Origin of the sequence: Mesobacillus jeotgali (assembly GCF_900166585.1) — a bacterium.
GTDB classification, from domain to species: domain Bacteria; phylum Bacillota; class Bacilli; order Bacillales; family Cytobacillaceae; genus Mesobacillus; species Mesobacillus jeotgali_A.
Genome location: NZ_FVZC01000009.1, coordinates 1,199,776 through 1,213,450, shown reverse-complemented (window position 1 = coordinate 1,213,450; position 13,675 = coordinate 1,199,776). Strand labels below are relative to the sequence as shown.

At 40.1% G+C, this 13,675-nt stretch carries 17 protein-coding genes; 7 read left to right on the top strand and 10 right to left on the bottom strand.

The annotated features are described in order from the left end of the window. Positions 1-52: 52 nt before the first annotated feature. Both B5X77_RS16200 and B5X77_RS16195 read right to left on the bottom strand, forming a co-directional pair. The gene (locus B5X77_RS16200) at positions 53-574 is read right to left on the bottom strand and encodes a DUF1572 family protein (protein WP_079508986.1); all 522 of its coding nucleotides are present in this window, start codon (positions 572-574) and stop codon (positions 53-55) included. Positions 575-684: 110 nt separating this feature from the next. Then, complete coding sequence (locus B5X77_RS16195) at positions 685-2,052, bottom strand: MATE family efflux transporter (protein WP_079508985.1); 1,368 nt, start codon at positions 2,050-2,052, stop codon at positions 685-687. Between the two features lie 252 nt (positions 2,053-2,304). On the opposite strand from B5X77_RS16195, the gene B5X77_RS16190 reads away from it, so the two are divergent. Then, entirely contained in the window at positions 2,305-3,141 is an 837-nt protein-coding gene (locus B5X77_RS16190; protein ID WP_079508984.1) for a GDSL-type esterase/lipase family protein, read from the top strand. A 24-nt stretch (positions 3,142-3,165) separates the two neighbouring features. Here B5X77_RS16190 and B5X77_RS23405 read toward each other — a convergent pair whose 3' ends face one another. Together B5X77_RS23405 and B5X77_RS16185 are read right to left on the bottom strand one after the other, a co-directional pair. Next, positions 3,166-3,315, bottom strand: coding sequence for a hypothetical protein (locus B5X77_RS23405; RefSeq protein WP_176167294.1), 150 nt, complete (start codon positions 3,313-3,315; stop codon positions 3,166-3,168). Between the two features lie 23 nt (positions 3,316-3,338). After that, complete coding sequence (locus B5X77_RS16185) at positions 3,339-3,710, bottom strand: hypothetical protein (RefSeq protein ID WP_079510266.1); 372 nt, start codon at positions 3,708-3,710, stop codon at positions 3,339-3,341. A 244-nt stretch (positions 3,711-3,954) separates the two neighbouring features. Between B5X77_RS16185 and B5X77_RS16180 the strand changes: the two genes are divergently transcribed. Beyond that, positions 3,955-4,329: a hypothetical protein gene (locus B5X77_RS16180; protein WP_079508983.1), complete on the top strand. Its 375-nt coding sequence runs from the start codon at positions 3,955-3,957 to the stop codon at positions 4,327-4,329. 68 nt (positions 4,330-4,397) lie between these two features. Here the strand turns inward: B5X77_RS16180 and B5X77_RS16175 are convergent, their stop codons facing one another. Both B5X77_RS16175 and B5X77_RS16170 read right to left on the bottom strand, forming a co-directional pair. Further along, positions 4,398-4,739: a nuclear transport factor 2 family protein gene (locus B5X77_RS16175; protein ID WP_257391834.1), complete on the bottom strand. Its 342-nt coding sequence runs from the start codon at positions 4,737-4,739 to the stop codon at positions 4,398-4,400. Positions 4,740-4,810: 71 nt separating this feature from the next. Beyond that, positions 4,811-6,349, bottom strand: coding sequence for a DHA2 family efflux MFS transporter permease subunit (locus B5X77_RS16170; protein WP_079508981.1), 1,539 nt, complete (start codon positions 6,347-6,349; stop codon positions 4,811-4,813). Between the two features lie 185 nt (positions 6,350-6,534). Between B5X77_RS16170 and B5X77_RS16165 the strand changes: the two genes are divergently transcribed. Beyond that, positions 6,535-7,401, top strand: a complete 867-nt coding sequence (locus B5X77_RS16165; protein WP_079508980.1) for a TetR/AcrR family transcriptional regulator — start codon at positions 6,535-6,537, stop codon at positions 7,399-7,401. A 281-nt stretch (positions 7,402-7,682) separates the two neighbouring features. Here B5X77_RS16165 and B5X77_RS16160 read toward each other — a convergent pair whose 3' ends face one another. Continuing rightward, a complete protein-coding gene (locus B5X77_RS16160) occupies positions 7,683-8,396 on the bottom strand; it encodes a DUF2161 domain-containing phosphodiesterase (protein ID WP_079508979.1) in 714 nt (237 codons plus the stop codon). A gap of 121 nt (positions 8,397-8,517) precedes the next feature. Here B5X77_RS16160 and B5X77_RS16155 point away from each other — a divergent pair, with 121 nt between their 5' ends. Beyond that, on the top strand, positions 8,518-8,820 hold the full coding sequence (locus tag B5X77_RS16155) for a hypothetical protein (RefSeq protein WP_079508978.1): 303 nt from the start codon (positions 8,518-8,520) through the stop codon (positions 8,818-8,820). A gap of 36 nt (positions 8,821-8,856) precedes the next feature. Here the strand turns inward: B5X77_RS16155 and B5X77_RS16150 are convergent, their stop codons facing one another. After that, positions 8,857-9,306, bottom strand: a complete 450-nt coding sequence (locus B5X77_RS16150) for a CoxG family protein (RefSeq protein ID WP_079508977.1) — start codon at positions 9,304-9,306, stop codon at positions 8,857-8,859. A 153-nt stretch (positions 9,307-9,459) separates the two neighbouring features. Further along, a complete protein-coding gene (locus B5X77_RS16145; RefSeq protein ID WP_218970312.1) occupies positions 9,460-10,425 on the bottom strand; it encodes an alpha/beta hydrolase in 966 nt (321 codons plus the stop codon). A 141-nt stretch (positions 10,426-10,566) separates the two neighbouring features. Here B5X77_RS16145 and B5X77_RS16140 point away from each other — a divergent pair, with 141 nt between their 5' ends. After that, positions 10,567-10,875, top strand: a complete 309-nt coding sequence (locus B5X77_RS16140) for a hypothetical protein (RefSeq protein WP_079508976.1) — start codon at positions 10,567-10,569, stop codon at positions 10,873-10,875. A 97-nt stretch (positions 10,876-10,972) separates the two neighbouring features. On the opposite strand, the gene B5X77_RS16135 is transcribed toward B5X77_RS16140, so the two are convergent. Further along, on the bottom strand, positions 10,973-11,740 hold the full coding sequence (locus B5X77_RS16135; RefSeq protein WP_079508975.1) for an NAD-dependent protein deacylase: 768 nt from the start codon (positions 11,738-11,740) through the stop codon (positions 10,973-10,975). A 173-nt stretch (positions 11,741-11,913) separates the two neighbouring features. Between B5X77_RS16135 and B5X77_RS16130 the strand changes: the two genes are divergently transcribed. Beyond that, positions 11,914-12,504, top strand: a complete 591-nt coding sequence (locus B5X77_RS16130) for a biotin transporter BioY (RefSeq protein ID WP_079508974.1) — start codon at positions 11,914-11,916, stop codon at positions 12,502-12,504. Between the two features lie 25 nt (positions 12,505-12,529). Beyond that, a complete protein-coding gene (bioB, locus tag B5X77_RS16125) occupies positions 12,530-13,522 on the top strand; it encodes a biotin synthase BioB (protein ID WP_079508973.1) in 993 nt (330 codons plus the stop codon). The last annotated feature ends 153 nt before the right edge of the window (positions 13,523-13,675 follow it).

Sequence of the window (13,675 nt, the reverse complement as noted above, 5' to 3'; positions counted from 1 at the left end):
AGGCTGTCGAGAGTTTCTCGACAGCCTGAGAGACCATCACTGGTCTCTTTTTTTATTTCGACTGTTTGTTCATTGTTTCGTTATACTGCCGTGACAAACCTCTAGGTATGCTGAGTGATTTCCATTCTTGATTTTTAATCATCTTCGCCAGGTAAACAATTTGTCCCGAATGGCTGGACTGGTGGGCTATTTGACGCTGAATGGCTTCTAAGACATTATGTGGCTCGCTTCGTATATAAACCGTTTTATTCAAATCCTGTTCCGTTAGTTTTGTAAGTGTATCAAACAGGACTGACCACCCTTCATTCCAAAAATCCATTAATTCTTGAATGGTTTGGAAGCTTCCCTCGAATTCACCATCTCTGTCCCGATCTGGTTTTTCACCATCAGATGTCAAAAAGTCACGGAACCTGGATTTTAGGTTACCGCTCATATGCTTGGCAATGATGGCAATACTGTTTGATTCTTCATTTGGTGAATAATGCAGCTGCTCCCTATTCAGCTGAGACATCGCCGTTTCTGCTTGTTTCTTTATATTCTGGAAATTTTCAATAGCTACTTGTAAATATGCCATTTATAAATACACCTCCTACTATTAATTATTCCGTAAAAGAATGAGGAATTCCTTTGGATATTCCAAAAAATTGGATAAAAGAATGGGATTCCAGAAGGAATCCCATTCTTTTATACTGCCTCAGCGATATTTTCTCGGAATCTCCGTTTTTGAATAAAAATCAATCTTGCTGATAAGGATATACCAGCCCCCAGCAATCCGATCGTTAGGCCCACCCAATATCCTGACGCTCCAAGCCCTGTATTGTGGGCTAGCAAGTAACCAACCGGAAGACAGATGAGCCAGTAGGCAATCAAAGTGATAATAAATGATAAGTTTACGTCTTTATAACCGCGCAATGCAGCAAGTGCCGTTGCTTGAATGGCATCTGAAATCATAAAGAATAAAGCGTAAACCAAAAATTGCCCAGTTAACACAATAACAGCTGGTTCATTTGAATAAAAACCTGCCACCTTATATCGGAATAACACGACTAGCAAACCTGCGCCAATCGCAATTACAGCACCTAAATAAATCCCAAGCCAGCTGTAGATTTTAGCATCCTTATAACGGCGCGCCCCCACCTCAAACCCAACAAGTACTGTTAACGCCATTGAAATACTCATTGGGATCATATAGAGAAATGATACTATATTTAAAGCTGACTGATAGGCTGCAATCGTTGTGATATTAAACTTACTGATCAAAATTGTGACAACAGCAAACATACTCGTTTCAAAGAAGATAGACAAGCCCATAGGAACACCTATTTTTAAAATCTCCTTCACTTGCTCCCCTGAAAATTCCTTGAAGTATTCCAGACCTACAAACTCGGAGAATGGCTGTTGTTTTATAATGACTCCGGCTGTCATTGCTGCAATCAGGTAATATGTAATCGATGTTGCATATCCAGCACCGGCCCCTCCAAGTTCGGGAAAGCCCCAATACCCAAAAATCAGTACATAATTCAAGAAAAAGTTGATTGGCAAAGACATGAGCAGGATATACATCACCACCCTCGTTTTACCAAGCGCATATATAAAGGACCTTAGGACATTAAAGATAAATAATGGAATAATGCCGTAACCCAAGCCTGTCAAATATTGATATGCCGTTTTATGTACACTTTCAGGCAGATTCATGGTATTTAGAATAGGATTTAGCAGGAATACTCCTAATATGATCACTACTATTGCAATAATCAAAGCCAAATAAATTCCATGGGTAAGGATGGATGAAACTTCCTTACCCTTCTTTTCACCAAATCGCTGAGCGGCAATCGGTGATACCGCAAGCAGAATTCCACTAAGCCCTGTAAAGACTGGACTCCAGATTGAAGATCCGATAGCTACGCCAGCAAGATCTGAAGAGTTATATTTTCCTGACATAATGGTATTGAAAAAGACCATGGAAAACATACCTAATTGGGTGATCAATATAGGAATTAACATGACAAAAATCTGCTTTATTTTTTCTTTTGTCGAATAAGTCTGGTACATCTGTGTACTCCTCGAATATAGTATGATATAAGACTCTTTTCGCTATAGATTGAGTGCAAGTATGCGCAGTCCTGCAAAAATGCAAGCAAAATCAAAAAACAGTCTTGTTTTAGTATAACAAAATCCTGTCTATTAGCAGGAAATTTTTACGAATGATTAAATATTAATATTATTTTAAAAATGGAAATACCCCCCTAATTATTTTGTTCCAAATCCTTGATACAATAGAAATATATCGAGGAGTGAACCATCATGAAAATCATAAAATACACTTTGCTTATAACTCTGGTTTCAGCCCTGTCCATTTCTGCCTGGTTTTATTACCCCCAATATCAACTGGAAAAAATGAAACAAGAAAGTGCTCCTGTGACAGAAAAAACGAATAAGCTTACTTATATAGATTATTACCGTACATCACCTGACAGTACAATCAACCACCTGGCTCTTGGAGATTCTATTATACGAGGTTATCGAATTACTGAAGAAGAAAATTTTATTAGTCAATTTTCGAGCCAATTGGGTATTGAAACTGGCAAACAAGTCATTTCCCACAACGAAGGGATCATAGGAATCACCAGCGATCGGTTGAATAGGCTCGTACAGGATGGGATTTTTGATGAGGCGATTAAGGAAGCAGATCTTATAACCGTGAACGTTGGAGGGAATGACATCCTTACACTCGTTAAGAAGAGTGATATTTACAGTGCTCTTAAGTCCTTCGACAGTCTGCAGGAAGGATTTTCGACTAATCTTTCTGAAATAACGGCAAGAATTGGTGTATTGAATCCTTCAGCGACAATTGTATTTCTTGAGTTATACAATCCTATGCCAACTGATCATCAATTTTATTCTTTGGCGGATAAGCTGCTTCCAAAATGGAACTTATTGATTTATGAAACAGCCAAAGAAACTTCTTCTTCCATTGTAGTACAAACGACGAATGTAATTAACAGCAAAAACCTGCAATACCTTTCTAGTGATGGGGTTCATCCGAATCCTTTAGGCAATACCGCCATTTCAAGTCAGATGCTGGAACAATTCCAACAACAGCATAAAGCGGATGCCGTATTGGCAAACCGCGAAAATTAAGCTAGGCATATGGCCTGGCTTTCTTTATTTTTGCAACACTTCTTGATAATGCTCATTTAAAAGGGGATTTTCCGTTGAAGCAAAATTCACTGACTGTAAACTTGTTTCCTCATCGAGTCCAAATAAATGCGCCATTCCATTCTCATAGTCCACTTGTTCCCTATCTCTGTTCATACTTTAAGCCACCTCCTTTAAAATCATGACTTATATTCTGCTTGATAAGAATTCATGCCGGAATGCACCGATAGCAGCGTGTCTGCGTACCCGACCAGCCGGTTAACAATTTCTTCTGCAAGTCCATAGACAAGCTTATGATGGACTTCCTTATGCAGGTCTGGATCATCAAATATCACAGTTGTGTTAATAAAAACATCTTTGTTGCCGAATAGATTGTAATGGATAATTGCCTTGCCAGCAGCTCCCCCGCTGAAAGGATCCTTAAAACCCGGCACAAATATATACCACTCTTCTGCAGTTGCAGAACGAAAATTCTTTGTGTATGTCATCCCGTTTATTGCTTCGGGTATTTCCTGATGTTCTATCGAGATTATTTTATTAACACCTTCCATTTTTCTCACCACTTTTTTTGCATTGTCGATGTTAACTCCATGCTCATCTGATTTTGGAACTGATAACAATCCCCTGAGATCAAAATCTTTTGGGATTGTAACTGTTAGGCTCCCACTGCCATGCAAAAATATAATCGGATTACAGTCCCGGAATTGGTCTGGTTTAACAGTTTATTTCCTTAATCATGAGTTAAACTAATGCAGGAACATTGTTTCCACCAGAAATCCAATGGGAGGTCATAAAATGCATACAACTCAACATGGATTGCAGCAGGTAAACCAAACACGACAGATTGCACAGCAATTAATTCAGCAGACACAGCAAGGGAGCCAGCAATACCGCATGATGCTTCAGCAGGAACAGCAGAATATCCAGATACTTGAACAACTGCTCCAGCGTGAAAAACAGGCAGCTCAAACCATTGAGCTAAGCCTGCATAATCATGACCTTGCAATTAATCGCTGTCAGGAAGTCGTAAATCTTTGCAATCAGATGGCGAATGAATTATCTGGCAATACTGCCTCCCCATATGGATTCCAGACTGCCATGCAACAGCCAATCCAGTACCAGCAGCAGTCAAATGCATTACAAAATCAATTGCCAGTTTTTAAACAGTAACAAAAAAGCCAGCCCCTTTATAACTTTGGGGCTGGTCTTGCATAAAAATTTGTTATCGTAATATGTAATTATAAAAACCATACCTTTGCTATCTTTCCGTTTATCACTTCATAAATGGCAACAGCTTTTTTTGGTTCGCTGTTCTCTCTTCCTGTGACCAGCTCATGATCAACCACCTTATTATCATGGACAATTCTGGCTAATAATTCAGCATGATTGTTTGGATGTTCCTTGAAAAGCTTTCCATAGCGATTCCTCATCTCTTCTATCCCACATGTAGTAATGGTGTTTGTTGGGAACTCCATAATTTTCACATCTTCGCTATACACTGATAAAAATTCCTCCAGGTCCTGGTTATTGTAGGCATCAAGCTGTTGCTGCGCCAGCATTGCAGGTGTTTTTTCCATCATAACAATCCTTTCTTTTCATTCCTTTTTTCCTTTATTATACTAAACAACCCCCTGTTGTCAGGGGGTTGTTCCTAATTATTGGCCAATTTATGAGAGTGTTTTTTTGCAGGAGCCTTTCTCCCTATCGTATCTTCTGCCTGGGTTGCCCGTTTGATAAAGAAAGCAAGTACCAATGCAAGCGCTGATAGAAACACTGTGACATAAAATGCGTCATTAATTCCGTGCAGCATAGCTTGCATCGCAATTTGCTGTTCCATTTCCGCTTTGACAGCAGGAGTAACGGCTTTCCCGGCAGCTGCAGCCTCTTTAAGAGCGGAAGCCGCTAGTTCTTTTCCATAGGTTTCAGCGCGCATCGACATAACCGTAACCAGCAATGCTGTTCCTATCGCACCAGAAACTTGCTGCATTGTGTTGTTCATCGCTGTACCATGTGGATAATAACGGGCCGGCAGCTCGTTAAGACCATTTGTACTCACAGGCATATTAACCATTGACATCCCGAACATACGGACTGTGTATAAAATGATCAGCTGGGTATACGTTGTTTCCATTGAAAGCTTGCTGAAATAATAACTAGTTACAAGAGTGATCGTTAAACCAATGATTGCCAAAGCGCGTCCGCCAAATTTATCAAATAACCGTCCTGTTACAGGAGACATGATGGCCATAGCGATTGCTCCTGGCAATAGCATCAAACCAGCATCCAAAGGAGAAATTCCCCGGATGGTTTGCACGTAAATTGGCAGTAACAGCATACCGGAGAACATTGCCATGGTGACAATCATCGATATGACGGAGGATAAGGCAAACATAGGATACTTATAGATCCTGAAGTTAAGCATTGGATTATCCTGTCTTAATTGACGAAGAATAAATATGACCAGAGATACCGTACCAATTATCAATGTCAGATATACATGGGGGCTATCCCATCCTTTGGATCCTGCGGAACTGAACCCATACAGCAGGCCGCCGAAACCAATACTGGATAGTGAAAGCGAAATAATATCAAGACGCATATGGATTTTGTCTTTTTTATCTTTAAGCATAAAGAAGCCGAGTAATAGCACTATAGCCGCGATTGGTGTTACAAAATGAAAAAGCATTCTCCAGTCGTAATGCTCAATCAGCCAGCCTGAAAGTGTCGGACCGATTGCAGGTGCAAACATTAACACCAAGCCGAAAACTCCCATTGCAGTTCCACGTTTTTCAATTGGAAAGCTTACAAGCATAACGTTCATCAATAGAGGCATCATGATCGCAGTGCCAGATGCCTGTATCATCCGGCCTCCTAATAAAAGCGGAAAAACATGAGCGGCACCTGCCAGGATTGTACCTGCTGTAAATAAGCCCATTGCCGTTAAGAATAATCTTCTGACTGAATATTTTTGAATTAGATAAGCACTTAGCGGAATCATAATCCCGCTGACAAGCATGAACCCTGTCGTCAGCCACTGAACTGTTGTCGCTTCCACCTTTAGATCAATCATAATGGATGGCAAGGCGATATTCAGTAATGTATTATTTAAAAATGCGATAAAAGCTCCGACAATCAATACCGCGAGTATACCGTACGGCGGTTTATCGGGCGCTTGAAAGTTTTTTTCCATACTGTGTTTCCCCCTTAATTGTTCACAAATTTGTAAACAATGTGTTTGCATAGACAATAGCATATACCATCGGTACATTTTTTGCAACCTATTTAAATCATTGTTATATAGGGAATTGTAATGTCCGGAAATTTAATGTAGTATATTTTTTATACATCCGGTATAAAAAAGGTTAGGGTGATGAAATGAACGACAGAAAACGTAATGTTATAGACAAGGCTCATCAGCTTTTTATAGAAAAAGGATTCCATGCCACCTCAATTCAGGATATCCTCGAATACAGCGGAATATCAAAAGGAACCTTTTATAATTACTTCCTTTCAAAGAATGAACTGCTCATGGATATTTTCAGGGGCGCTTTCAGGAAAATGGAGATTGACCGAGATTCCTTGCTGCTTGGCCAGGACCCTGATGATCCAGAAATCTTCATGAGACAGATAGATTTGCAAATGACTGCTAATAGAGAAAATAAAATCATCCCACTGTTTGAAGAAGTCTATTTCTCAGGGGATAAAGAGCTGAGGCAGTTTATAGAAATCGGCCAAATGAAAACATTGCGTTGGTACTCAGATCGGCTTGCAGACATTACAGATGAGGTCTGCCTACCCTACCTGCTGGATGCTGCCATCATGCTTAATGGTATTCTGATCCAAAACGTCAGGTTTTACCGTAAAGCCAATCAGGACTCAACCAGTTTGCTTCCAGTCGTACGCTATTGCGTAACCAGAATCCTCAACATGATAGAAGAGCTGGCTCTATCACAGGATCAGTTATTGCCACCAGAACTCCTGGATACCTGGCTTCCAGTTTCGAATCGAGAAGCTCTCGACCGGAGGTCTAAAATACACTCAGTTATATCCCGCTTGAAAAAGCTGGACTGTGAAAATAAAGAGCATCAACAAAAGCTGGATTTCATTGAAGAAGAGCTCCGTTCAAAAATACCGAGGAAATTTTTAATTGATAGCATCCTTTTTTCAATGTCCCCAATTTATGATCGTGAAATACAGGAATTAAAGACATTAATAAATGAGCATTTGCTTGAGAAGGCATAAGGTATAATTGCTAATATAGATAGAAAAGCACGGCAGGAAATCAGATGATTTCCTGCCGTGCTTTTATGTAGAGAAAAATTTTATGTGCCCGGTAATCACTGTTCCAGTTCATTCCGGGTACATACCATCCCTTTATGTGCCCGGTTGTCGTTGTTTCAGCGCACTCCGGGCACATACCCTCTCTTTATGTGCCCGGATGTCGTTGTTTCAGCGCACTCCGGGCACATATCCTCCCTTAATGTGACCGGATACTGCAATTCCCCGTCATTAGAGGGAAAAAATTATTGACCTCGATTATCCAGTTTACTTGAATAATATGCTACTAGCTCAGGGTAATCCTCCAGTTCAGCTTTTCCTTGTTCGGAAATGATATATATGCCTCTCTCAATTCTATCAAACCATTTATAATAGTTTTTTTGAAGGATTGAAGGGGTTTTATCTCCTGTACCGAGAGCCACGAGTGCTTTAGGTGACATTTGTCCAAGTTTATCGAGATAACAGGCGATTTGGATGCATTTCTCTTTGTAGGCGGTCATGATCTTGCTTTTGTTGCTGCCTCCGATATTGTAGTCGGCGCTTCTTCCCTCAATTTCTTTGATAAGTGCAGCTTTCTTTCGCTGATTTTTGCTAGTCTTACGATTGAACGGTTCAGGGTGTACCTTAAAATCGATGGTTTTCCTATTTCCTGCAAATGACACAATGATCAAGCCAAGCTCCAGCCTTTTTACCAAATGAATGACATCATGCCACCGTTTCCTTGTAATGCGCTTCGGTTTCGGTATTGCAATATACACCATATCAGTGAGCCGCAGCCTTCTCGTCGCCTGGAGCAAAAGGTCGATATTCAGTGTCAGTTTTAATTCCACAATGATAAGTTCCCCGTCTTTTACAGCGGTTAAATCACAATCATGTACCTCTCCATTAACCCGGTACCCTTGTTTTATAAAATGCTTCCTGATCGGCTCATAAAGATCTGCCTCATATATTTTAGTCATGCTCAAAACCTCTGTCCATCCTGGAGTTTTCCTATAATTATAGCAAACTTTTAAAAGATGAAGTCATTAAGACAAGCATTCTACATATACTGTTTGATGATTAAACTTTGGAGGGAAAAATATGAGGGCTTTTTTCCTTTTCTTATTGACTCTTGTCCTTGGTCTCATGATTTTTCTCAAAATGGAAATGGATGAAGCCAGGAAAATTTCCAATGAAGTGCAAACTGAATATATTAAAGAGGAATATAAGATCATCAAAGTTGATTCCTCTGGATACTATGGGGAAAGCGACGGGAAAAGTGTTTATTTTAAAAAGGATAGAGTAACTGAGGATGGGGAAATTCACATCGGGGATAAGGTTATGCTGTACTTCGATAAAAGTGGCCGCATTGATGGTCCTGTTAAAATCGAAAAACTCGAATAAAGGAGCCGGCATCAAGCAAGCTCCTCTTTTAATGTATCAGATTGCCTTTCGTCCTTCCAGCTCTTCTGCAATAGCGGTCGTTAATTCTTGACCGCTTTTTGGCAAGGAATTCTTCATTACCGCATTCATTACTGGAGCAAGAGCTCCTTCTGCCGTCATCTCAAGATAGCCAGTCATCCTGGTTTTATTCACTCCAACCGTTTCTGCACTAAAATAACCGTTTCCTGTCAGATTTTCATTGATTCCCTTCAGGTTGAATGTTACCCTGCTAGGCTCGATCCACTCTAGTATTGTTACCTGCAAACTAATCTTCTTTTTCAAAACCCCAACCGTTTCTTTGAAGGTCCAGTTTGACTGTTTTTCATTCAATTTTTCATGGCTGATATAGCCTGGCAGTAAAGGAGCCCAATTATCCATATCCTTAACGAAATCCCATACACTTTCTATCGGTACATCAATGGTTACTTCATGTTTACCTTCTGGCATTATGCTCTCTCCTTTTGTTGAAAATTCATCCTTTAAAGATATATGTTTTACGGCATTATTTATACTAAGTTCCTCTTTCGGCTTATTGCAAACATTTACAAAAAAAAACACACCAGGACAGGTGTGTTCAAAATATGGATTTTACAACATGATTTATTTCCCTAATGCGAGGGACCAGAATGCCTTCAGTCTGTCCTGATATTCCTCTTCAGCAATGGTATAGGCTTCTGTATGCCCTGCTCCGGGAACAATCCATAGCTCTTTAAGACTATTTGCCTTATCAAAAATCCTCTTACCCATTACTGTAGGTACAAGTTGATCTTGATCCCCATGGATAATGAATAAAGGAAGATGATTTTTTTCAATACCTTCAAGGGCTGAGGCTTCAGAAAAAGAATAGCCCGCCCTGAATTTGGTCACCGCACTTGTAACCTGCATGACAGGGAAAGCCGGAAGATTATAAAGATATTTCAATTGGTGGCTTAGCTCTTCATGGACAGTAGTGTATCCACTGTCTGCAATAATGCCTTTAACCTGTTCTGGGAGTTTCTCTCCGCTTGCCATCAGTACGGTTGCAGCCCCCATTGAGAAGCCGTGCAGAAAAATTGTTTCTGCCTCTTTTTGTTCAACTAAAAACTGTGACCATCTTACATAATCCTTTCGATCATGCCAGCCATAACCGATATAGTCCCCCTCGCTTAAGCCGTGCCCTCTCGCATCCGGTTTCAGGATATCAAAACCCTGGTCATAATAAAATTTTGTGATACCAGGCATTTGCTCACTGCTGCCCTTATAGCCATGAGCAAGAATCACCATTTTTCCGGACGACTGTTGATTTTTTAAAAAGCGAGCCTTTAGCCTAAGGCCATCATCAGATTGAATTTCCACTATTTCAAAGTTTTGTTTTTCAGTCCAGGCCATTATTTCTTCCAGCTTCCTCTGCTGCTCTTCTCCATTTGAAAGACCCGCTGCTGTTACACTTTCCCCTCCGCCGTGAAGATCTACGGCATCATGGCTTCGGTTAATGGCTACATTATAAAAATAATTGCCTGCAGCAATCAGTGCAATCATTATAGCCACGATAACACCGCTGAAAGTCCAAACGATTTTCTTCTTCAATTTAGCATTCCCCTCTTGGCTAGTTAATCTATTTTATAGTTATTTTACCAGATTAATAGAAATTACAGAGCAAAAAGCAAAAAGTTAATCATTCCATTTTCCTGGGTATAGATAAATCAAAACCAATAGGAGGCTGATCCAATGGAAATCGAGAAAAAACATATCCTAAAATCCTATAAAAATGAACAAGCAGCCATAGATTCAATCAAAAGTATCAAACAGGAAAAAGAAAATCCTGTCAATAGTTCCATTTCTGGATATAACGTCGAAAAGAGAAATACTCAGGAATATCCCCTGAATGCTTTTAGTCCAGGAGAACTAGATATGGGAGAATCTGCATTTAAGGATTATGAAGATGATCCTTCCGAAAACCCAGCTGTTGAAACAAATAAACAGAGGGATATAGGCCGGCCATTGCCTGAACGAGCAATGAATAACCGCGTAAGATGATGTCAGGCATGAACGAGCAATGATTAACAGCGTAAGATGATGTCAGGTGTATGGAAAAAATTAATCGCCCGGGTGCACGGTAAGCCGTGCACCTAATTTATTTGCTTAGGGTATGGTCGATTTCGCTCAGTGTCCTTCCAATGGAATTCCTGATGACAAAAGTGTCAGGCGCAAAATCATATGGTGTACTACCTTTATTAATGATAATCATCGGTATACCATTATTTCTATATTGAGGAAAGGCTGAAAATGGCGTCACATTTAGGCTGGTTCCCAATACAAGCAAGCAATCTGCCTCTCCAATAATAGTAAGGATTTTTTCAAACCCTTCTGCTGAAAACCATTCTCCAGTATCCCCATACAGAACAACATCTGGTTTTATAAGATGATTTGTATCATTTCCCACACTACATGCACTGCACACATAATAATTTTCATTTATTTTCTTTATGTGTGATAAATCTTCAGTTGTATACTTTTTACCACAGTTTAGGCATGTTGCTGTCTTCATTGTTCCATGAAATTCTATTACGTTTTTGCTGCCGGCTTTTTGATGCAGTCCGTCGATATTTTGAGTAATGATCCAATTTACTCGTCCTTCCTGCTCCCATTTAGCCAATACTTGATGCCCTTTATTAGGCAATGCCTTTGGATGGTAGAGATTAGAGAAGGCAAAGTCGAAAAAGTCTTTTGGGTTTTCTTGAAAATAATCAATAGAAAGGATATATTCCGGTGCCATTTTATATATTCCAGTTCGTGAACGAAAGTCCCTGATGCCTGACTCTGTACTTATTCCGGCACCTGTCAATACGACTATGTTTTTTGCTTTGGCTATTATTTCGCAGCATGATTGGATTTCCTTCATATAAACCTCCCCTGTCACTGCTGAAAAATATTAATTAAAATTATATATTAATTATTTGAAATGACAAAAAGGTTGGTTTTAGTCATATGTAAACTTAAATATTTTTTGGTTGACATAAATAATTCAGAAAGTTTATGCTGAATTTAGATTACAGAAAAGGAGAGCAATTTATTATGAAGTTAAAAGCATTTGATTTAACACTGGCATCCATGTTTGTCGGCCTTATGGCTATTGGTGCAAACATTACATCATTCGTACCATTTATGGTTGTAGGCGGAGTGCCCATTACCTTGCAGACCTTCTTTGCCATTTTAGCTGGAATCATCCTCGGAAGCCGGCTGGGAGCAATTTCCATGACGGTATACGCCCTGGTTGGACTAGTTGGTGTGCCTGTTTTTGCACAGTTTAGCGCTGGATTTTCTACATTGATCAGTCCGACATTCGGATTTATTCTTTCATTCATTCTGACAGCATATGTTGCAGGCAAAATGGTCGAGAAAAATCGTGCACTCTCTGCTTTCATCCTGGCATCATTGGCAGGTATGGTTATTAATTATGTATTTGGAACCAACTGGATGTATTTTGCCTATAAATTATGGGCTGCTGCACCAGAAGGATTTACGTATAAACTGGCATGGCTATGGATGGTTGCTCCTCTGCCAAAAGACATTATTCTTGCTGTTTTTGCAGGGATGATGGGTCACAGACTGGAAAAAACGGTTCTTTCAAAGGGAAGTTTCAAACATTTAAGAAAAGCGGCTTAAAACAAATCGAGGGGAGTGAAATTCGATGACATACTGGAAAGAGTTAGCGCTTGGCGTTTTAGAAGGCCGTGAGCTTTCCGATGAAGAGGCAATAAGTATACTGGATTGCGCGGACCAGGAATTGCTGGAATTGCTCCAGGCTGCTTACACTATACGCTATCATCATTTTGGAAATAAAGTAAAGCTGAATATGATTATTAATACAAAGTCCGGCCTTTGCCCGGAAAATTGTGGCTACTGCGCACAATCAAGCGTCTCGGATGCCCCTATTGAAAAGTATAGGATGATGGACAAAGAATCCATTCTCCAGGGTGCAGAGCAAGCCTACAATCTAAACGCAGGTACTTATTGTATTGTTGCCAGCGGCAGAGGGCCAAGCGAAAAGGAGCTTGATACAGTAACTTCAGCCGTGGAGGAAATTAAAGAAAAGTTTGGCCTTAAAGTGTGCGCTTGCCTGGGAATACTTAAACCATCTCAAGCAGAAAGACTCAAGGCGGCCGGAGTTGACCGGTATAACCATAATCTAAATACATCTGAAAGCCATCATGATGCTATCACTACATCGCATACATATCAGGATCGCGTCAACACTGTGGAACTCGTTAAAGATAGCGGAATATCTCCATGTTCTGGAGTGATTGTTGGGATGAAGGAATCTAAGCAAGATGTCGTAGACATTGCAAGAAGCTTAAAAATTCTTGACGCTGATTCTATTCCAGTGAATTTTCTTCATGCAATTGATGGAACTCCCCTCGAAGGGACCGATGAGTTAAACCCGCGATACTGTCTTAAAGTCCTTTGCCTGATGAGATTCATCAATCCTTCTAAAGAAATAAGGATTTCCGGCGGCAGAGAAGTGAACCTAAGGAGCTTGCAGCCTTTGGGCCTCTATCCGGCCAACTCCATCTTTGTCGGTGATTACTTAACGACAGCCGGCCAGGAATCCACTGCAGACCATAAAATGCTAGAGGATATGGGATTTGAAATTGATTTCGCCAAAGAAGGAATACCATCTTAATTGAAAGCATAACAGCTAATTGGCTGTTATGCTTTTTTAAAAAACAACTTCCCTTCTGTAACTGAATGTCAACCTATGCCAGCAGTTGAATCCTCATATAAAACAGCAACTTTTTTCTTGTCCTTAATCCATATCCCCATGCATACAATGTAA